Source organism: Saccharopolyspora terrae (assembly GCF_004348435.1).
Lineage (GTDB): Bacteria > Actinomycetota > Actinomycetes > Mycobacteriales > Pseudonocardiaceae > Saccharopolyspora > Saccharopolyspora endophytica.
On the sequence record NZ_SMKS01000055.1, the window covers coordinates 12162 to 31381 of the forward strand.

Below are 19220 nucleotides of genomic sequence, written 5' to 3' on the forward strand. Positions count from 1 at the left end.
GCATTCTCCTTCACCACCCTGGCAGCCGGCACCGCCGCGGGTTCTGAGCGGCTTCGTGGCGAGTACGCCGGGACGCCGTGTATTGGACTGGACATACATCAGGAGCGGCGCACGGAGTCCACGAAGCCGCTCAGGTTCCGCCACCCGCACCGCCAAGCAGAGCGACCACCCATCATCGCCTAGAACTTCAGTTTGGGTTTGCCTTCTCTTTCCCAGCGCCGCCACAGCTCTGGCATCTCCCCGGAGAGCCACTTGTAGAACTCGTTGACGGTGCGCAGGCGGCGGGCTCGTTCGCCTTGGCCGCTGAACATGCGCAGGCCGGTGGCGGTGAGCTCCTCGAGGTCGGTGACGCGCTCCATGCGCTGGCGCACGAGCGCCGGCCAGCGGTCCTCCTCCACCTGGTAGAGGGCGGCTTCCCGGCCTTGGCGGGTGGTCTTGGAGATCACGCCGAGGCGCATCAGCAGGCGGACGTTGGTGCTGATGGATCCGGTGCTGGCGGCCAGGGCGTGGGAGAGCTCGTTGGCGGTGCGCTCCGGCGGGTCGCAGATCAGCAGGAACGCGAGGATGCGGCCGGCGATGAGCGGCATTCCCTCGGTCGCTTCGAAGTGGGCCGCCATCTGCTCGATCCACTCCGACATGGCGGGCCGGTCGGTGCGCTGCAGGTATTCCTCGGCCTCGGACACGCCGCCTCCCTCTACATCGAGTTCAGTATCCGCTGAAAACATAAACCACAGCGAACGACTCGACCAGCCGGTGACCGCGGCGTGTCCGGAAGTGCCAGGTCAGCCGGCGTTCCGGCCGGCCATCTTGCGGCGGTGAGCGGCGCCGATCTTCAGGGCCGCGGTGGTCTCGGAATCCCACTCGTTGGCGGTCAGACCGTCGACGGCCTCCACCAGGGCCTCGCCGACGGCGGGACTGGTGACCATGACGTCGCCGAGGCGGCCGTCCTCGCCGATCAGCACCACCCGGGCGCCGGCACGGCCGATGTTCTCCACCACCGTGCGGGCCGACCCACCGTGGTCGGCGACGAACGCCTTGGCCACTGCCAGGGCCTTCGGTGTCGGCGCGGTGCTCTGCTCGGTGTCCTTCTCGGCTGTCATGCCGGGATCCTAAACAGGTTCAGCCCCGGGGCAGAACCGGTCGTTGCGCACGACACTCGATCTCGGGCGCTCCAGCGGCTCGCACCCGAAGATGGGAGGCGGTGGACGTGGGCGGGATGATCGACGGCGGCCGTCGCGTTGCTCCTGACGGCCATGAAGCTAGCCCTGCGAAGGAGAAGACAGATGCGCGCGATTCGGGTGGCGACCAACGGTGGTCCGGAGGTCCTCGAACTCGGTGAGGTCGAGGTGCCCGAGCCCGGCCCGGGTCAGCTGCTGGTCGACGTCGCCGCCGCCGGGGTCAACTTCATCGACACCTACCAGCGCAGCGGCCTGTACTCGATGCAGCTGCCGTTCACCCCGGGCTCGGAAGGCGCGGGCGAGATCGTGGCGGTGGGCCAGGACGTCGACGGGTTCGCGGTCGGCGAGCGGGTCGCGTGGGCGATGGCACCTGGCAGCTACGCCGAGAAGACGCTGGTCCCGGCGAGCTCGGCGGTCAAGGTCCCCGAGGGCGTGGCCGCCGACGTCGCCGCTGCGGCGATGCTGCAGGGCATGACCGCGCACTACCTGATCAACTCGACCCACGAGGTCAAGACCGGGGAGACCGTGCTGGTCCACGCGGCGGCGGGCGGCATGGGGCTGCTGCTGACCCAGCTGATCAAGTCCAGGGGCGCGAACGTCATCGGCACCGTGTCCACCGACGAGAAGGAGCGGCTGGCGCGCGAGGCCGGTGCCGACGAGATCATCCGCTACACGCAGGCCGACGTGGCCGCCGAGGTCCGCGATCTCACCGACGGGCGCGGCGTGGACGTGGTCTACGACGGCGTCGGCAAGTCCACGTTCGAGGCGAGCCTGGCGAGCCTGCGCCCGCGCGGGACGCTGGTGCTCTTCGGCGCCTCCAGCGGCCCGGTGCCGCCGGTCGACCCGCAGCGCCTGAACTCCGGTGGCTCGCTGTTCCTGACCCGGCCGTCGCTGGGACACCACCTCCTCAACCGCGAGGAGCTCGACTGGCGCGCGGGCGACGTCTTCAACTGGATCGCCAGCGGCGCGATCAACATCCGCATCGGCGGCACCTACCCGCTGACCGACGCCCGCAAGGCCCACGAGGACCTCGAAGGCCGCCGGACCACCGGCAAGCTCCTCATCGTCCCCTGACCAGCCCTCGTCGAACTTCGCGCGAAATTCGAGCCCGAACTTTCGGGGTCGAATTTCGCGCGAAATTCGGATCCTGCCCCGCGGTCGGGCGTGCAGTGGCTGGTCAGGGGGTCACCAGGGCCAGCCGAGGACCGGGAGGCTCAGGGCCGAGTCCACCGCGAGGGCCACGAACACGATCATCAAGTACGTGTTGGACATGTGGAACAGGCGCATGGGCTTGGTCGGCACGCCGCGCTTGGTGGCCGCGTGCAAGCGGTGGGCCAGCACGATGAACCACGCGCCGGAGACGAGGGCGAAGGCGGTGTAGAGCCAGCCGGTGGCCGGGACCAGAAGCAGCGTCCAGATCACCATGAGCCAGGTGAACAGCACGATCTGCCGGGACACCGCGGTCGGACTCGCCACGACCGGCAGCATCGGCACACCGGCGCGCTCGTAGTCGTCCTTGTACTTCATCGCCAGCGACCACGTGTGCGGCGGCGTCCAGAAGAACACGACGCCGAACATCACCAGCGCGGGCCAGTCGATGCGCCCGGTCACCCCGGCCCAGCCGATCACCACCGGCATGCAACCGGCGGCGCCGCCCCACACGATGTTCTGCGCGGTCCGCCGCTTGAGGACCATCGTGTAGATGAAGACGTAGAACAGGATCGTGGCCACGGCGAGCACGCCGGCCAGCAGGTTCGTGGCCGCCCACAGCACCAGGAACGAGCCGGCGCCCAGCGCGATGCCGAAGATCAGCGCGTGGCGGTTGGACACCGTGTGCCGCACCAGCGGCCGGGCCCGCGTGCGTTTCATCACCTGGTCGATGTCGGAGTCGACCACGCAGTTGAGCGCGTTGGCGCTGCCCGCGGCCATGGTTCCGCCGACGAGCGTGGCCAGCACCAGGAAGGGCGACGGGATGCCGCGCACGGCCAGCAGCATGGCGGGGATGGTGGTGACCAGCAGCAGCTCGATGACCCGCGGCTTGGTCAGCCCCAGATAGGCTTTGAGCAGGTCAGCGGCCTTGCGGGCGGGCTGACCGGAGAGGTGCGCGGCGGTGGTCACGACGCTGCGCTCACCGACGACATGACACTCCCCGCACTTGCCGAGTCACGCTCCCACCGGTTCCCGAAGAACGGAACCGAACCGTTAGGCAATAGTAGTCGCGCTACAGAAGCCGATTCCGCGCGGGTGCGAGTGCGCCTGTTCACACGGGTCACGGGCTAAACTGGAACCGTTCGGCGATCAGCCGCGTTCCGGCGGTTCAGCAGCGCGAAGACCGGTTCTCGTGCACGCTGGTCGACGAATCGCCGGCACCCCCATCGCCTGAGGAACGGTCCTCGCAGGTCGAGGCTGGTCAGCAGGGGGTCTGCACCGTTTCTCAACGGGCCGCCGGGCGCCTGATCCGGAGAGACTAGGCTGCCCGACGGACGAGGGATAACTGCGGTTCGAATCGGTCCAGTGGACCGTTCGCCGCGTTGAGGGAAATACCGCCGAAGGAAAACTGGAGCTGCGTCCGTGTCCGTCACCGACGACCTTGCCCGCTTGACGACCAAGCGACTGCCCAACGACTGGACCGAGCTGGATCAGCGCGCCGTCGACACCGCGCGCGTGCTCGCCGCCGACGCGGTGGAGAACTGCGGAAGTGGACACCCGGGCACGGCGATGAGCCTCGCGCCCGCCGCCTACGCCCTGTTCCAGCGCGTCATGCGGCACGACCCCACCGACCCCGAGTGGATCGGCCGCGACCGCTTCGTGCTGTCGGCCGGGCACTCGAGCCTGACGCTGTACGTGCAGCTGTTCCTCTCCGGCTACGGCCTGGAGCTCGAGGACCTCAAGCAGCTGCGCAAGTGGGGCTCGCTGACCCCGGGTCACCCCGAGTACGGGCACACCAAGGGTGTGGAGACCACCACCGGCCCGCTGGGCCAGGGCCTGTCGACCGCCGTCGGCATGGCGATGGCCGCGCGCCGCGAGCGCGGTCTGTTCGACCCGGAGGCCGGCGCGGGCGAGAGCCCGTTCGACCACCACATCTACGTGATCGCCTCCGACGGCGACATCGAGGAGGGCGTGACCTCCGAGGCGTCCTCGCTGGCCGGCGTGCAGCAGCTGGGCAACCTCACGGTGATCTACGACGCGAACGAGATCTCCATCGAGGACAACACCGGCATCGCGCTGACCGAGGACACCGCCAAGCGCTACGAGTCCTACGGCTGGCAGGTGCTCACCGTCCACGGCGGTGAGGACGTGCAGGGTCTGCTGGAGGCCATCGAGTCCGCCAAGGCCGAGACGGCCCGCCCGACCCTGATCGTGCTGCGCACGGTCATCGGCTACCCGGCTCCGACCAAGATGAACACCGGCAAGGCCCACGGTGCCGCGCTGGGCGGCGACGAGGTCGCCGAGATCAAGAAGGCGCTGAGCTTCGACCCGGAGCAGTCCTTCGAGGTCACCGACGAGGTCCTGTCGCACGCCCGCGAGGTCGTCGAGCGCGGCAAGCAGGCGCACGCCGAGTGGCAGGTCGCCTTCGACAAGTGGGCCTCGGCCAACCCGGAGCGCAAGGCGCTGCTGGACCGGCTGGCCACCCGCGAGCTGCCGGCCGGCTGGCAGGAGAAGCTGCCGAGCTGGGAGGCCGACGGCAAGGGCGTCGCCACCCGCAAGGCCTCCGGTGAGGTCCTCAACGCGCTGGCCGACGTGCTGCCCGAGCTCTGGGGCGGTTCGGCGGACCTCGCCGAGAGCAACAACACCAGCATGAAGGGCCAGCCCTCGTTCGGTCCGGAGTCGATCTCCACCGACGCGTGGTCGGCCAACCCCTACGGCCGGACGCTGCACTTCGGCATCCGCGAGCACGCCATGGGCGCGATCCTCAACGGCATCGCGCTGCACGGCGGCACCCGCCCGTACGGCGGCACCTTCCTGGTGTTCAGCGACTACATGCGTCCGGCGGTGCGCCTGGCGGCCCTGATGAAGGTCCCGTCGATCTTCGTCTGGACGCACGACTCCATCGGCCTCGGCGAGGACGGCCCGACGCACCAGCCGATCGAGCACGTCGCCTCGCTGCGCGCGATCCCCGGCTTCTCGCTGGTCCGCCCGGCGGACGCCAACGAGACCGCCGCCGCGTGGAAGACGATCCTGGAGAACCCCAGCGGCCCGGCCGGCCTGGCGCTGACCCGCCAGGGCGTTCCGACGCTGGAGGGCGTGACCGCCGACGGCGTCGCCAAGGGCGGTTACGTCCTGGCCGACGCCACCAACGGCAACCCCGAGCTGATCCTGATGGCGACCGGTTCCGAGGTCCAGCTGGCCGTCGAGGCCCGCCAGGCCCTGGAAGCCGAGGGCGTGGCCACCCGCGTCGTGTCGTTCCCGTGCGTCGAGTGGTTCGACGCCCAGGACGAGGCGTACCGCGAGTCGGTGCTGCCGAGCTCGGTGAAGGCCCGCGTCTCGGTCGAGGCCGGCATCGCCATGCCGTGGTACCGGTTCGTCAAGGACGCCGGTGAGTCGGTCTCGCTGGAGCACTTCGGCGCTTCCGCCGACTACAAGACCCTTTACGAGCAGTTCGGCATCACCACCGAAGCCGTTGTCGCAGCTGCTCGACGCAGCCTGAGCAACGCCAAGCAGGCGTGAGCGGAGGAATTTCTGTGACGACCAACGCGAACCTCAAGGCCCTGACCGAGGCCGGAGTTTCGATCTGGCTGGACGACCTGTCCCGCCATCGCATCAGCTCGGGCAACCTGGCCCAGCTGATCACCGACCAGGCGGTCGTCGGGGTCACGAGCAACCCGACGATCTTCGCCAATGCGCTGTCCAACGCCGCCGACTACGCCGACAAGGTCAAGGACCTCGCGGCGCGCGGTGCGAGCGTGGACGACACCATCCGCGAGCTGACCACCGCGGACGTACGGGACGCGGCGGACATCTTCCGCGACGTCTACGAGCAGACCGGTGGTGTCGACGGGCGGGTGTCGCTGGAGGTCGACCCGCGGCTGGCGCACGACACCGACAAGACGGTCGCCGAGGCGATCGATCTGTGGAAGGCCGTGGACCGGCCGAACCTGATGGTCAAGATCCCGGCCACGGTGGCGGGCCTGCCGGCGATCACGAAGGTGATCGCCGAGGGCATCAGCGTCAACGTGACCCTGATCTTCTCCGTCGAGCGCTACAAGGCCGTCATGGACGCCTACCTCGCCGGTCTGGAGCAGGCCAAGGCTAACGGCCACGACCTCGCTTCGATCGAGTCGGTGGCGTCGTTCTTCGTCTCCCGCGTGGACACCGAGATCGACAAGCGGCTGGACGCCATGCAGGAGGGCCACCCGCTGCGCGGGCAGGCCGCGATCGCCAACGCCCGCCTGGCCTACGCCGCCTACCAGGAGGTCTTCTCCTCCGAGCGCTGGAAGGCGCTGCAGGCCGAGGGTGCTCGGGCGCAGCGCCCGCTGTGGGCCTCGACCGGGGTGAAGGACAAGTCCTACTCCGACACCCGCTACGTCGACGAGCTCGCCGCGCCGAACACGGTCAACACCATGCCGGAGTCGACGCTGCAGGCCACCGCCGACCACGCTGACGTGCGCGGTGACCTGGTCAGCGGCACCGCCGAGGCCTCGCAGAAGGTCTTCGACGACCTCGCCGCCGCGGGCATCGACCTCGACGACGTCTTCACCGCCCTGGAAACCGAAGGCGTCGACAAGTTCGAGAAGTCCTGGACCGAACTCCTGGACACGGTCGCCGCTCAGCTGGAGCAGGCCAAGTAAGTAACGCCACGTGCGTTGAGTCGGTCCGGGCCGGTGCGGCGTCATGTCGCACCGGCCCGGATCGGCGAGAATCCCCTACGAACTAAAAACTCTTTCGAGCCCTGAAGGATCTTCATGGCAACCGATGTTTCTGTCGAAATTGCCGACACGGCGCTGGCGGCCGAGGCTCGCCCACTGGTCGAGCGGCTGACCGCCGACGCGGTTGCCGGCAAGCTCGCCGCCCAGGACGCCACGCTGTGGGGCACCGACGCCGAGCCCGAGGCGTCCATCCGCCTCTCCTGGACCACCCTCGCCGAGAGCTCCCGCCCGCTGCTCGCCGAGATCGACGCGCTGCGCGCCGAGCTGCACGCCGAAGGGCTGGACCGCGTCGTGCTGGCCGGCATGGGCGGCTCCTCGCTGGCACCCGAGGTGATCACCGGCACCACCGGTGTCCCGCTGACGGTGCTCGACACCACCGACCCCAGCCAGGTCGCCGACGCGCTGGCGGGTGATCTGGACCGGACCGTGCTGGTCGTCTCCTCCAAGTCGGGCACGACCGTCGAGACCGACTCGCACCGCCGGATCTTCGAGAAGGCCTTCTCGCAAAACGGAATCGATCCTGTGACCCGCATCATCGTGGTCACCGACCCCGGTTCCCCGATGGAGACCGCGGCCCGCGAGGCCGGCTACCGCAAGGTCTTCACGGCCGACCCGAACGTGGGCGGCCGCTACTCGGCGCTGACCGCGTTCGGTCTCGTCCCGGCCGGTCTGGCGGGCGCCGACGTCGCCGCGCTGCTCGACGACGCCGCGAGCGCGTTCAAGGCGGTGAGCCTGGACTCGCCCGAGAACCCGGCCGTCGTCCTCGCCGCCGCCATCGGCGCGGCCCACGACAGGGGCGCCGAGAAGCTGGTCTTCGCCGACACCGGTTCCGGCATCGTCGGTTTCGGTGACTGGGTGGAGCAGCTGATCGCCGAGTCCACCGGCAAGAACGGCACCGGCGTGCTGCCGGTCGTGGTGGAGAGCCCCGACGCCCCCGGCTTCGTCGACGCCGGTGCCGACGCCACCACCGTGGCCGTGGGACCGGGTGTCGACACCGCGAGGATCAGCACCGACGGCCCGCTGGGCGGGCAGCTGCTGCTGTGGGAGTTCGCCACCGCGCTCGCCGGCCGGCTGCTGGGCATCAACCCGTTCGACCAGCCCGACGTGGAGGCCGCGAAGAAGGCGGCACGCGCGCTGCTGGACGGCCCGGCGGGCGGGCCCGCGGCGACCCCGGCGGTCGTCGACGGCTCCATCGAGGTGCACCCCTCCGGCGATTGGGCCTCGGCCGGCGTCGGCAACGTGACCGAGGCGCTGCGCGCGTTCCTGGCCACCGCCCCGACCAGCGGCTACCTGGCGATCCAGGCCTACCTGGACCGCCTCGACGACGCCTCCGCCGCGGTGCTGCGCACCGAGCTGGCGCGGCGGACCGGGCTGCAGACCACGTTCGGCTGGGGTCCGCGGTTCCTACACTCCACCGGCCAGTACCACAAGGGCGGCCACCAGAACGGCCTGTTCCTGCAGATCACCGGCGACTCCGAGGGCGACCTGGAGGTGCCGGAGCGGCCGTACACGCTGGCCGGTCTGCAGCGCGCCCAGGCGCTGGGCGACGGGCAGGTGCTGGCCGACCACGGCCGTCCGGTGCTGCGCCTGCACCTCACCGACCGCGCGGCCGGGCTCGTCGAGCTCGTCAAGGCCGTGCAGAACCTCCACCAGGGAGGACGAGCGTGAACAGCAGCGAATGGACGAACCCGCTGCGGGATCCCCGGGACAAAAGACTCCCGCGGATCGCCGGGCCCTGCGGCCTGACGATCTTCGGCGTCACCGGTGACCTCTCCCGCAAGAAGCTGATGCCGGCGATCTACGACCTGGCCAACCGCGGCCTGCTGCCGCCGGGCTTCGCGCTGACCGGCTTCGCCCGCCGCGACTGGGCCGACCAGGACTTCATGCAGGTCGTCTACGAGGCGGTCAAGGAGAACGCCCGGACCCCGTTCCACCAGACGGTCTGGGACCGGCTGGCGGAGGGCATCCGGTTCGTGCCGGGTTCCTTCGACGACGACGCGGCGTTCGACAAACTCGCCGACACCGTCAAGGAGCTCGACGCCGACCGGGGCACCGGCGGCAACCACGCGTTCTACCTGTCGGTGCCGCCGTCGGCGTTCCCGACGGTGCTCAAGCAGCTGTCCCGGTCCGGTCTGACCGACCCGACCGACGAGAGCTGGCGCCGGGTGGTCATCGAGAAGCCGTTCGGGCACGACTCCGACAGCGCCAAGGAGCTCAACCGGATCGTCAACGACGTCTTCCCCGAGGAGTCGGTGTTCCGCATCGACCACTACCTCGGCAAGGAGACGGTGCAGAACATCCTGGCGCTGCGCTTCGCGAACCAGCTGTTCGAGCCGATCTGGAACGCGCACTACGTCGACCACGTGCAGATCACCATGGCCGAGGACATCGGCCTGGGCGGTCGCGCGGGGTACTACGACGGCATCGGCGCGGCCCGGGACGTCATCCAGAACCACCTGCTGCAGCTGATGGCGCTCACGGCGATGGAGGAGCCGGTCTCCTTCTCGCCGGACGACCTGCGCGCGGAGAAGATCAAGGTGCTCTCGGCGACCAAGCCGGTGGGCCCCTTCGACCACACCACCGCTCGCGGTCAGTACACCGGTGGCTGGCAGGGCGGTTCGCTGGTGCCGGGTCTGCACGAGGAGGGCGGTTTCGCGTCCGACTCGATCACCGAGACCTACGCGGCGATCACCCTGGAGGTGGAGAGCCGCCGCTGGGCGGGCGTGCCGTTCTACCTGCGCTCGGGCAAGCGGCTGGGCCGCCGGGTCACCGAGATCGCCGTGGTGTTCAAGCGCGCGCCGCACCTGCCGTTCGACTCCACGATGACCGAGGAGCTGGGGCAGAACGCCCTGGTGATCCGGGTGCAGCCGGACGAGGGCGTGACGATGCGCTTCGGCGCGAAGGTTCCGGGCACCTCCATGGAGGTCCGGGACGTCACGATGGACTTCGGTTACGGCCACGCCTTCACCGAGTCCTCGCCGGAGGCCTACGAGCGGCTGATCCTGGACGTGCTGCTGGGTGAGCCCTCGCTGTTCCCGGTGAACGAAGAAGTCGAACTGTCCTGGAACATCCTGGACCCGGTGCTGCAGCACTGGGAGTCCCGCGGCAAGCCCGAGCCGTACAAGGCCGGGACCTGGGGTCCGTCCTCCGCGGACGAGATGCTGGCCCGCACCGGACGCGTCTGGAGGCGACCGTGATCATCGACCTGCCGTCGACAACCACCTCGCAGGTCAACAAGAAGCTGGTGGAGCTGCGCGAGTCCGGTGGCGCGGTGGCGCTCGGCCGGGTGCTGACGCTGGTGATCGCCACCGGCGACGGCACCGAGGTGGAGAAGGCGATCCAGGCCGCCAACGACGCGAGCCGGGAGCACCCGTGCCGCGTGATCGTGGTCGCCAGCGGTGCCCGCCAGGCGGCTCCGCGGCTGGACGCGCAGATCCGCGTGGGCGGCGACGCCGGTGCCTCCGAGGTCATCGTGCTGCGGCTGTACGGCCCGCTGGCCGACGAGGGCGCGGGTTCGGTCGTGCCGCTGCTGCTGCCGGACGCCCCGGTGGTGACCTGGTGGCCGACCGACGCGCCGGCTGCTCCGGCGAAGGACCCGCTGGGTGCGCTGTCGCACCGCCGCATCACCGACGCGGCGGCCGAGGGCGACCCGATCGAGGCCCTGCAGAAGCGGATCCAGTCCTACGTGGACGGTGACACCGACCTGGCCTGGACGCGTCTGACGTCCTGGCGGGCGATGCTGTCGGCGGCGATGGACCTGCCTCCGCACGAGCGCGTCACCTCGGCGACCGTCACCGGTGCCTCCGACTCGCCCTCGACGGATCTGCTGGCGGGCTGGCTGTCGGCCTACCTGGAGATCCCGGTGCGCCGGCTGGAGAGCACGCGGGCCGGTTCGGGCATCTACTCGGCCTTGCTGGAGCGCCCCTCCGGCAACATCGAGATCGTCCGGCCGGACGGCAAGGTCGGCACGCTGACCCAGCCGGGGCAGCCGGACCGGCGGATCTCGTTGCAGCGCCGCGAGGTCCAGGACTGCCTGAGCGAGGAGCTGCGCCGCCTCGACCCGGACGAGATCTACGAGGTCACCCTGGGTGGGCTCAAGGGCATCGTGCGCGGCGAGGACGCCGAGGACTCCGACGAGGAAGGGGACGAGCAGTGAGCCGTCCCGAGGCCCTCGTCCACTCCGGCGGCGACGTGCTCGCCGCCGCGGTGGCGGCCCGGCTGATCACCGCGATCACCGACGCGCAGGCCGCTCGCGGCTCGGCGTCGGTGGTGCTCACCGGTGGCCGCACCGGCATCGGCGTGCTGGAGCAGGTCCGCCTCTCCCCCGCGCTGGGCGCGGTGGACTGGTCCGCTGTGGACGTCTTCTGGGGCGACGAGCGGTTCCTGCCCGACGGCGACGGCGAGCGCAACGAGACGCAGGCCCGGCAGGCTCTGCTGGACCACGTCGACGTCGACCCGGCGCGAGCGCACCCGATGGCGCCTTCGGACGGCGAGTTCGGTTCGGACGCGGACGCCGCCGCGGCGCACTACGCCGAGCTGCTCGCCGGGCTGGCACCCGAGGGTGCTGCCGTGCCGCGGTTCGACGTGCTGATGCTGGGAGTCGGCGAGGAGGGCCACACGGCCTCGCTGTTCCCGGACACGCCGTACGTGCGGGAGGACTCCCGCACGGTGGTGGGCGTGCACGACTGCCCGAAGCCGCCGCCCACCCGGATCTCGCTGACGCTGCCCGCGATCGGCGCCGCGTCCGAGGTCTGGCTGATGACCACCGGCAAGGCCAAGGCCGAACCAGTGGCGTCCGCTCTGGGCGGCGCGAAGCCGGTCGACATCCCCGCCGCGGGAGCCGTCGGCCGCGATCGCACGCTCTGGCTGCTCGACACCGACGCGGCGGCCCAGCTCGGCTGAGAGCTGTTGAGGATGCGGCTCCGCCGCATTCATGAACAGCTCCTAGTTCCGGCAAGAACGTGAACGCGCCTCCTTCTCGCTGAAGGGGGCGCGTTCACGTTAGCCCCGATCGGTGATGACCTGTGCGGCGGGCGCGGTGGGGCAATACGCTGTGGCGCGGTCGATGATCGCGGCGAAGGGGATCCGATGCGGAAGCTCGGTTTGCTCGGCACGGCAATGGGTTTGGCAGCGGCCCTGGTGGGGTTGCTGGGCACGGCCGGGGTCGCCGCGCCGTCGAGCACCGAGATGCGCGGCGTGTGGATCGCCAGCGTCGCCAACATCGACTGGCCCAGTCGGCAGGGGTTGTCGGCCGAGCAGCAGAGGTCCGAGTACCGGGCGGTGCTGGACCGGGCCGTGGCGAACCGGATGAACGCGGTGTTCGTGCAGGTCCGGCCGACCGCGGACGCGTTCTGGCCCTCGCCGCTGGAGCCGTGGTCGCACTGGCTGACCGGGCAGCAGGGCCGCGATCCCGGCTACGACCCGATGCGGTTCCTCGTCGACGAGGCGCACCAGCGCGGCCTGGAGTTCCACGCCTGGTTCAACCCGTACCGGGTCAGCATGACCGACGACCCGAACTCGCTGGTCCCCACGCACCCGGCCCGGATCCATCCGGAGTGGACGTTCTCCTACGGCGGCAAGCTGTACTACGACCCGGGCGTGCCGCAGGTCCGGCAGTTCGTCACCGACGCGATCATGGACGCCGTGTCGCGCTACGACGTCGACGGCGTGCACCTCGACGACTACTTCTACCCCTACCCCGTCGACGGTCAGCGGATCCCGGACGAGGGGACCTTCGCCGCGCACGGCAAGGGCTTCGACAACATCGACGACTGGCGCCGCGACAACGTCAACGACCTGATCTCGGGGCTGGACGAGCGGGTGCACGCGGTCCGGCCGCGCGCCGAGTTCGGCGTCAGCCCGTTCGGCATCTGGCGCAACGCGAGCAGCGACCCCGCCGGTTCGGACACCAACGGCATGGAGTCCTACTCGTCCATCTTCGCCGACACCCGCCGCTGGGTCCGCGAAGGCTGGGTGGACTACATCGCTCCCCAGGTCTACTGGCAGTTCGGCCACCCGGCTGCCGACTACGCCAAGGTCGTCCCCTGGTGGTCCGGGACCGTCGAGGGCACCGACGTGAAGCTCTACATCGGCCAGGCCGCCTACAAGGTCGGCCAGCCCCACTGGACCGACCCGGCCGAACTCACCAACCACCTCGCCTTCAACGCCGGCCAACCCAACGTCGCGGGCGACATCTACTTCAGCGCCAAGTCCCTCACCACGGTCGCCGAAGAAGCCATGGCCCGAGTGGTCCAAGACCACTACACCCCCTGAACCCGGAACACCGCAGTAATCCGAGGACGGAATACCGCAGTAATCAGACCCCCGATTACCGCCGCAATCCGACCCCGACCACCCCCGTGGCCCCGGAAACCTGCTGGAACCCGGAATACCGCAGTAATCGGGTACCGGATTACTGCGGTGTTCCGGCGACGGATTGCTGCGGTATTCCTGAACCGGGACGGGTCAGGCTTCGCGGTAGAGCTGGAGGCGGAGGTCCCGGGCCTTGGTCATGTGGGTTCTGGCGAGGGCGCCGGCGCGGTCCGCGTCTCGGGATTCGATGGCCTGGATCAGCTCGTGGTGTTCGGCGAGGGCTTCGGCCCAGCGGCCGGGGATCTCCAGGGTCGTGGCCGGGTACCGGGTGAGGTGGTTGTTGAGCCTGGTCAGCAGGTCCACGACCGTGCCGTTGTGGCTCGCGGTCCAGATCGCCTCGTGGACGGCGCGGTTGGCCGACGCCATCGCCGCCGGGTCCTCCTGGGAGACGGCGTCCATGGCGGACTGGGCCTTGTGGATGCGGATGAGGTCGAAGTCGCTGTGCCGGGTCGCGGCGGCCAAAGCCGCCGTGGCCTCCAGGGCGATGCGGACCTCGTAGATCTCCAGGATCTCCTCAGGACTGCGGGAGCGGACGCGCATGCCGCGGTCACCGCGTTCGACGAGTCCGTCCTGCTGGAGCCTGCGGAGGGCTTCGCGGATCGGCGTGCGGCTGGTGCCGTACCGCTCGGCGAGCGCCAGCTCCACCAGGTTGGCACCGGCGTCGAAGGTGCCGTCCACGATCTCGCCGCGCAGCCGCTCGTACACCTCGGACAGGGCCGCCATCTCCTTCATCGCTGGGTCCACCTGGCAGAAGGCCAGGATACTCAGACCGTCGCAGCCCCCGCCCCGGCGAGCCTGCCGAACACCGCGCCCGAGGTCAGTCCGCTGCCTCCCGGGTAGTTCCCGGAGAACAGCCCGCCGACCATCTCGCCGCAGGCGAACAGTCCCGCGATCGGCGAGCCGGAGGCGTCGAGCACGCGGGCGTCGGCGTCGACGTGCAGTCCGCCGAAGGTGAAGGTGATGCCGCACCCGACCGCGAATCCGCAGTAGGGCGGGGTGTCGAGGGCGAGGGCCCAGTTGGACTTGGGCGGTTCGACGTGCGCGGCGCGGCCGTCCTTGACCGCGGGGTCGAACTCGGCGTCCACGATGGACTCGTTGAACTCCCGCGCGGTCCGGGCGAGTCGGTCGGTGTCGATGCCCAGCGCCTCGGCGAGTTCGGGCAGCGTGTCGGCCTGCGCGGCGGCGATCGGGTGCGAGTCGTACTCCTCCGCGCGCAGCAGCGGGCGGGTTTTCGCGTCGAAGAGCTGGAAGGCCCGTCCTCCGGGCTGGCGCAGGATCTCCCGGCCGTACTTGGCGTAGGTGTAGTTGCGGAAGTCGGCGCCCTCGTCGACGAAGCGCTCCCCCGCCCGGTTGACCACGATCCCGATCGGATAGCTCTGCCGGGTCAGCTGGTTGGTCAGCTCGCGGTTCCCGCCGTCGGGGTCGGCGTCGGCGTCCCACGCGGTGCTGTGGCATGTCGTCCAGTCGCCGTGCGGCACGGCGCCGGCGGCCAGCGCGAGGTCGAGGACGTCGCCGGTGTTGGTCGGCGTGCCGCGCACGTAGGCGGCTGCCCACTCCGGGCCGAGGTGGCGAGCCCTGCGTTCGGCGGAGGCCTCGAAGCCCCCGGCGGCCAGCACGATCGCCCCGGCCGACACCCGGTGCTCGGTTCCCCCGGCCCGGTAGGTGACGGCGCGGTCGTCGAGGTGCAGCGCGGTGACCTCAGCGCCGTAGCGGATCTCGACGCCCTCCTGCCGCGCGGCGGCGGTGTGCTGGGCGATCAGGCCCTTGCCACCGTCGACGGTGCCGACGTAGAGCCCGCCGGAGAACACCCACTTGCCGCCGGAGAGGTAGGCCTGCCGCTCGTACATCAGCCGCCAGGTCAGGCCCTTGCCCGCCAGCCACCGCACGGTGTCGGTGGACCGCGAGACCAGGACCTCGGTGAGCACCGGGTCGCAGCGTCCCCCGGTCACCCGGTCCATGTCGGCGTGGAACGCGCTCGGCGGGTAGGCGGGCACGACCGAATCGGCGTGCCGCTCATCGGGTTCGAGCAGGTCGGCGACGTCGTCGATGTCGTCGAAGGTGAACCGGAACGCCCCCGCCGTGTAGAAGGAGTTGCCACCTGCCTCGGCTTCCGGGGCCTTCTCCAGCAGCAACACCCGGGCACCCCGCTCGGCGGCGGAGTGCACCGCCGAGAACCCCGCGTTGCCCCCACCGACCACCACGACGTCGAAGTCCACCACGCACCTCCTGCACACGACTGTATACAGAAGAATACCGACCGGAGGGCCGTTTGGGAACGACGTGCGAGCGCTGGTCGCTCAGGTGCGCTCGGCGAAGGCTTCGACCTGGGTGGTCGTTCCCGCGACGATCAGCGTGTCCTGCTGGCCGACGGTGGTCTCGGCCGTGGCGTAGGTGAAGTCCTCCCCCGGCCGCTTGATGCCGACGACCGTCACGCCGTATTTGGAGCGCAGCTTCAGCTCGCCCAGGGTGTTGCCAACGGCCTCGGCGGGCGCGTGGGTCTTGACCAGCGCGTAGTGCTCGGCGAGCTCGATGTAGTCGAGCATCCGGCCGTTGACCAGGTGCGCGACCCGCTCCCCCATCTCGTGCTCGGGCAGCACCACGTGGTGCGCGCCGACGCGCTCCAGGATGCGTCCGTGCTGGCGGCTGGTGGCCTTGGCCCAGATGTGCGGGATGCCGAAGTCCGCCAGCAGCGAGGTGGTGAGGATGCTGGCCTCCAGCTCGGTGCCGATGGCGACCACGGCCCGCTTGAACTGGTGCACGCCGAGCTGGCGCAGGCTCTCGGGATCGGTGCTGTCGGCGACGGCGGTGTGAGTGAGCTCGTCGGCGTGGCGCTGCACCACGTTCGGCCGCGAGTCCAGCGCCAGCACCTCCGAGCCGCGCCGCACGAGTTCGGCGGCCAGCGAGCTGCCGAAGCGGCCGAGGCCGATGACCACGATCTGGTTGGTGTCGTCGTTCTTAGCCAACGATGGGTCGCTCCTCCGGTAGTTCGTAGCGGCGCCCGCGCTCGCGGAGCGCCAGCGCGGACGCGAGGGTGATCGGACCGAGCCTGCCGATGAACATCAGCAGCACCAGCAGTGTCTGCCCGAATGCCGGCAGCTGTGCGGTGATCCCGGTCGACAGACCGACCGTGGCGAACGCCGACACCGCTTCGAAGAGCACCTCGTCCAGCCCGAACGGGGTGATCACCAGCAAGATCAGCACGGTCAGCATGACCAGGGCGACCCCGAGCAGCACGATCGTGAGCGCCTGGCGCTGCACCGCTCCCGGCAGCTGCCTGCCCATCACGTGCACGGTGGGCTCGCCGCGGATCTCGGCGAGGATCACGTACGCCAGCAGCGCGAAGGTGGTGACCTTGATGCCACCGGCCGTGCCCGCGCTGCCGCCGCCGATGAACATCAGGATGTCCTGCAGCAGCAAGGTCCCGGGGTGGAAGGCCGCGACGTCGAGGATGTTGAACCCGGCGGTCCGCGGCATGACCCCGCTGGAGAACCCGGCCACCAGCTTGCCCGGCCAGGACATGGGCCCGAGGGTGCCGGGGTTGGTCCACTCCGCGGCGGTGATCCCGACCGCGCCCACGACCAGCAGCAACGCGGTCGCCTGCAGGGTGACCTTGGCGTGCATGGTCCAGCGGCGCGACACCCGCAGGTGCCGGAAGATCTCCACCCACACCGGGAAGCCGAGACCGCCGGCGATCACCGCGAGGCAGATCGGCAGGAGGAAGTACGGGTCGGTGGCGAAGGACATCAGGTTGTCGCTGCGCAGCGCGAACCCGGCGTTGTTGAAGGCCGAGACCGCGTGGAAGACGCCCTCGTAGATCGCCCGCCCCAGGCCCAGCTCGTAGCCGATGACCAGCCGCGCGGTCAGCAGCGCCGCCACGACCAGCTCGAACAGCAGGCTGAGGCCGATCACCCGGAAGACCGTGCGGCGCACGTCGCCCAGCCCGAGGGCCTTGGTCTCGGCCTGCGCGGTCAGCCGCATCCGCAGTCCGAAGCGGCGGAACATCACCAGGCTGAGCAGCGAGGCGACGGTCATGATGCCCAGGCCACCGAGCTGGATCAGCACGATGATGACCACTTCGCCCGCGGTGGAGAAGTGGGTGGGCGTGTCCAGCACGATCAGCCCGGTCACGCACACCGCCGAGGTGGCGGTGAACAGCGCCGGGAGCAGATCGGTGGGCTCACCGGTCTCGGTCGAGAACGGCATCATCAACGCGACGGTGCCGACCGCGATCAGGGCTGCGAAACCCAGCACGATCGGCACCGATGGACGCCGCACGACGGCGGCGAACCCGCGCTCGAAAGCAGGGATGACGCTCACGGCAGCACCCTACTTCGAAGGGACGATCAGGGTTCGCCGACCACCACGACGCCGTCGCTGTCGGCGTAGACGTACTCGCCGGGCACGAACTTCACGCCACCGAGCTCGACGACCTCGTCGAGAACGCCTTCACCGGTCTTGGTGGACTTGCGCGGGTTGGTGCCCAGCGCCTTGACGCCGAACTCCATGCCCCCGATGACCGCGGAGTCGCGGATCGCGCCGTTGACGATGATGCCGCTCCAGCCGTTGGACCGGCCGAGCTCGGCGATGAGGTCGCCGACCAGGGCGGTGTGGATCGAGCCCGCGCCGTCGATGACCAGCACAGCTCCGTCGCCGGGCTCGGAGAGGGTCTTCTTCAGCAGCGCGTTGTCCTGGAAGCAGGTGACCGTGCGAACGCGCCCCTCGAAGGCCACCACACCGCCGTAGTTGCGGAACTGCACATCGCAGCTGCGCACCTCCGGCCCCTCCCGATCCGCCAGATCAGCCGTCGCCGTTGCCATCAATGCCTCCCAAGAGAACCTCAAAGACCAAAAGAACCCTACCCGCCAGTAACAAAACGAGCCAACCCCAACAAAACAACCCAGCCCCCGTCAGGCAAGCACCGAAGGTGCTTTCTCACTACCCCACCCCAGCAACTCGCACCGCCGCGGGTTCTGAGCGGCTCTCTGGGGAGGACAGCCGTAGCGCCGTGTTTGGTCATACACAAGTCTCGGATCCCGGAGCCAGAGAGCCGCTCAGGTTCCGCTTCCCGCACCGCCAAGCAACACGACCACTGAGTAGTTGCAGTAGACCTGACCAAAAGAAAGAGCCGGGTTCGGGAACAAATCCCGAACCCGGCTCTCCAATACCTCTACCGCCCCTTACGCTCCCGGAGCTTCTCCAGCGCTTCGTCGAGGATCTTCATCCCATCCTCATCGCTGCGCCGCTCCTTCACGTACGCGAGGTGGCTCTTGTAGGGCTCGTTGCGCTTCGCCGCCGGAGGGTTCTGCTCGTCCCGGCCTGCGGGCAATCCGCAGCGCGGGCAGTCCCACTCCTCCGGCACTTCGGCGTCGAGCGCGAACGACGGCGTGCTGTGGTGCGCGTTGGCGCACCAGTAGTCGATCCGCTTCCGCGGAGCGGCTTCCCCCCGCTCAGACTCGCCTACCGTGGGGCCCGAGCCCACACGAGTGCCGCGAATGGCATTACCGCCAGTCATCCATCCTCACCCACCAAGCGGCCCGGGGTTGCTCGACCGTCAACAGGCCCGGTCGATCAACCGATCTTGATCAACAGGCCGACGCCGATGATGGAGATGACCCACAGCGCCATGACGAACAGCGTCATTCGGTCGAGGTTCTTCTCCGCCACGCTGGAGCCGGCCAGGTTTGACTGCATACCGCCGCCGAACAGCGAGGAGAGTCCGCCCCCCTTGGCCCGGTGCAGCAGGACAAGCAGCACCAGCAGGACACTCGTCACGATCAACATGATCTGCAGGAAAAGAGTCATA

The 19220-nt window shown here is 69.7% G+C and carries 18 protein-coding genes; 8 read left to right on the forward strand and 10 right to left on the reverse strand.

Annotated features, from left to right (window positions below; translation table 11 throughout):
* Nucleotides 1-179 precede the first annotated feature (179 nt).
* Together E1181_RS24025 and E1181_RS24030 are read right to left on the reverse strand one after the other, a co-directional pair.
* Nucleotides 180-683 (reverse strand): GbsR/MarR family transcriptional regulator, encoded by a 504-nt coding sequence (locus E1181_RS24025; RefSeq protein ID WP_235876999.1) that lies wholly within the window; start codon nucleotides 681-683, stop codon nucleotides 180-182.
* Between the two features lie 99 nt (nucleotides 684-782).
* Nucleotides 783-1100, reverse strand: coding sequence for a hypothetical protein (locus tag E1181_RS24030; protein ID WP_132678078.1), 318 nt, complete (start codon nucleotides 1098-1100; stop codon nucleotides 783-785).
* A 183-nt stretch (nucleotides 1101-1283) separates the two neighbouring features.
* Between E1181_RS24030 and E1181_RS24035 the strand changes: the two genes are divergently transcribed.
* Nucleotides 1284-2252: a quinone oxidoreductase family protein gene (locus E1181_RS24035; protein ID WP_132678080.1), complete on the forward strand. Its 969-nt coding sequence runs from the start codon at nucleotides 1284-1286 to the stop codon at nucleotides 2250-2252.
* Between the two features lie 111 nt (nucleotides 2253-2363).
* Here the strand turns inward: E1181_RS24035 and E1181_RS24040 are convergent, their stop codons facing one another.
* The gene (locus E1181_RS24040; RefSeq protein WP_132678082.1) at nucleotides 2364-3296 is read right to left on the reverse strand and encodes a heme o synthase; all 933 of its coding nucleotides are present in this window, start codon (nucleotides 3294-3296) and stop codon (nucleotides 2364-2366) included.
* Between the two features lie 480 nt (nucleotides 3297-3776).
* On the opposite strand from E1181_RS24040, the gene tkt reads away from it, so the two are divergent.
* The 7 genes from tkt (at nucleotide 3777) to E1181_RS24075 (ending at nucleotide 13318) form a co-directional block, all read left to right on the forward strand.
* Entirely contained in the window at nucleotides 3777-5846 is a 2070-nt protein-coding gene (tkt, locus tag E1181_RS24045; RefSeq protein WP_132678084.1) for a transketolase, read from the forward strand.
* Between the two features lie 14 nt (nucleotides 5847-5860).
* The gene (gene tal, locus E1181_RS24050; protein ID WP_132678086.1) at nucleotides 5861-6967 is read left to right on the forward strand and encodes a transaldolase; all 1107 of its coding nucleotides are present in this window, start codon (nucleotides 5861-5863) and stop codon (nucleotides 6965-6967) included.
* A gap of 114 nt (nucleotides 6968-7081) precedes the next feature.
* Entirely contained in the window at nucleotides 7082-8713 is a 1632-nt protein-coding gene (locus tag E1181_RS24055) for a glucose-6-phosphate isomerase (RefSeq protein WP_132678087.1), read from the forward strand.
* Nucleotides 8710-10242, forward strand: coding sequence for a glucose-6-phosphate dehydrogenase (gene zwf, locus E1181_RS24060; RefSeq protein ID WP_132678089.1), 1533 nt, complete (start codon nucleotides 8710-8712; stop codon nucleotides 10240-10242). The genes E1181_RS24055 and zwf overlap by 4 nt, the downstream gene beginning before the upstream one ends.
* Complete coding sequence (gene opcA / locus E1181_RS24065; RefSeq protein WP_132678091.1) at nucleotides 10239-11201, forward strand: glucose-6-phosphate dehydrogenase assembly protein OpcA; 963 nt, start codon at nucleotides 10239-10241, stop codon at nucleotides 11199-11201. Before zwf ends, opcA begins: the two co-directional genes overlap by 4 nt.
* Nucleotides 11198-11947 (forward strand): 6-phosphogluconolactonase, encoded by a 750-nt coding sequence (gene pgl, locus E1181_RS24070; protein ID WP_132678093.1) that lies wholly within the window; start codon nucleotides 11198-11200, stop codon nucleotides 11945-11947. Before opcA ends, pgl begins: the two co-directional genes overlap by 4 nt.
* Nucleotides 11948-12133: 186 nt before the next feature.
* On the forward strand, nucleotides 12134-13318 hold the full coding sequence (locus tag E1181_RS24075) for a glycoside hydrolase family 10 protein (RefSeq protein WP_132678094.1): 1185 nt from the start codon (nucleotides 12134-12136) through the stop codon (nucleotides 13316-13318).
* A 192-nt stretch (nucleotides 13319-13510) separates the two neighbouring features.
* Here the strand turns inward: E1181_RS24075 and E1181_RS24080 are convergent, their stop codons facing one another.
* The 7 genes from E1181_RS24080 to secG all read right to left on the reverse strand — a co-directional run bounded on the left by E1181_RS24080 (nucleotide 13511) and on the right by secG (nucleotide 19219).
* Nucleotides 13511-14161 (reverse strand): GntR family transcriptional regulator, encoded by a 651-nt coding sequence (locus E1181_RS24080; RefSeq protein WP_207922286.1) that lies wholly within the window; start codon nucleotides 14159-14161, stop codon nucleotides 13511-13513.
* 20 nt (nucleotides 14162-14181) lie between these two features.
* Nucleotides 14182-15633 carry an FAD-dependent tricarballylate dehydrogenase TcuA gene (gene tcuA, locus E1181_RS24085; RefSeq protein ID WP_235877000.1) on the reverse strand — a complete coding sequence of 484 codons (1452 nt, stop codon included), beginning with the start codon at nucleotides 15631-15633 and terminating at the stop codon, nucleotides 14182-14184.
* A gap of 81 nt (nucleotides 15634-15714) precedes the next feature.
* Nucleotides 15715-16380 carry a potassium channel family protein gene (locus tag E1181_RS24090; RefSeq protein WP_235877001.1) on the reverse strand — a complete coding sequence of 222 codons (666 nt, stop codon included), beginning with the start codon at nucleotides 16378-16380 and terminating at the stop codon, nucleotides 15715-15717.
* Entirely contained in the window at nucleotides 16373-17668 is a 1296-nt protein-coding gene (locus E1181_RS24095; protein WP_408010546.1) for a TrkH family potassium uptake protein, read from the reverse strand. Before E1181_RS24095 ends, E1181_RS24090 begins: the two co-directional genes overlap by 8 nt.
* A gap of 92 nt (nucleotides 17669-17760) precedes the next feature.
* A complete protein-coding gene (gene rraA / locus E1181_RS24100; protein WP_132678098.1) occupies nucleotides 17761-18234 on the reverse strand; it encodes a ribonuclease E activity regulator RraA in 474 nt (157 codons plus the stop codon).
* A gap of 350 nt (nucleotides 18235-18584) precedes the next feature.
* Complete coding sequence (locus tag E1181_RS24105) at nucleotides 18585-18929, reverse strand: RNA polymerase-binding protein RbpA (RefSeq protein WP_132678099.1); 345 nt, start codon at nucleotides 18927-18929, stop codon at nucleotides 18585-18587.
* Nucleotides 18930-18985: 56 nt separating this feature from the next.
* A complete protein-coding gene (gene secG, locus E1181_RS24110; RefSeq protein WP_010310736.1) occupies nucleotides 18986-19219 on the reverse strand; it encodes a preprotein translocase subunit SecG in 234 nt (77 codons plus the stop codon).
* Nucleotide 19220: the final 1 nt, after the last annotated feature.

Bases quoted from the DNA above. Each gene is read 5' to 3' on its own strand.
- E1181_RS24055 (WP_132678087.1), top strand. From the start codon at position 7,082: ATGGCAACCGATGTTTCTGTCGAAATTGCCGACACGGCGCTGGCGGCC.
- secG (WP_010310736.1), bottom strand. From the start codon at position 19,219: ATGACTCTTTTCCTGCAGATCATGTTGATCGTGACGAGTGTCCTGCTG.
- E1181_RS24035 (WP_132678080.1), top strand. From the start codon at position 1,284: ATGCGCGCGATTCGGGTGGCGACCAACGGTGGTCCGGAGGTCCTCGAA.
- rraA (WP_132678098.1), bottom strand. From the start codon at position 18,234: ATGGCAACGGCGACGGCTGATCTGGCGGATCGGGAGGGGCCGGAGGTG.
- E1181_RS24030 (WP_132678078.1), bottom strand. From the start codon at position 1,100: ATGACAGCCGAGAAGGACACCGAGCAGAGCACCGCGCCGACACCGAAG.
- E1181_RS24075 (WP_132678094.1), top strand. From the start codon at position 12,134: ATGCGGAAGCTCGGTTTGCTCGGCACGGCAATGGGTTTGGCAGCGGCC.
- E1181_RS24105 (WP_132678099.1), bottom strand. From the start codon at position 18,929: ATGACTGGCGGTAATGCCATTCGCGGCACTCGTGTGGGCTCGGGCCCC.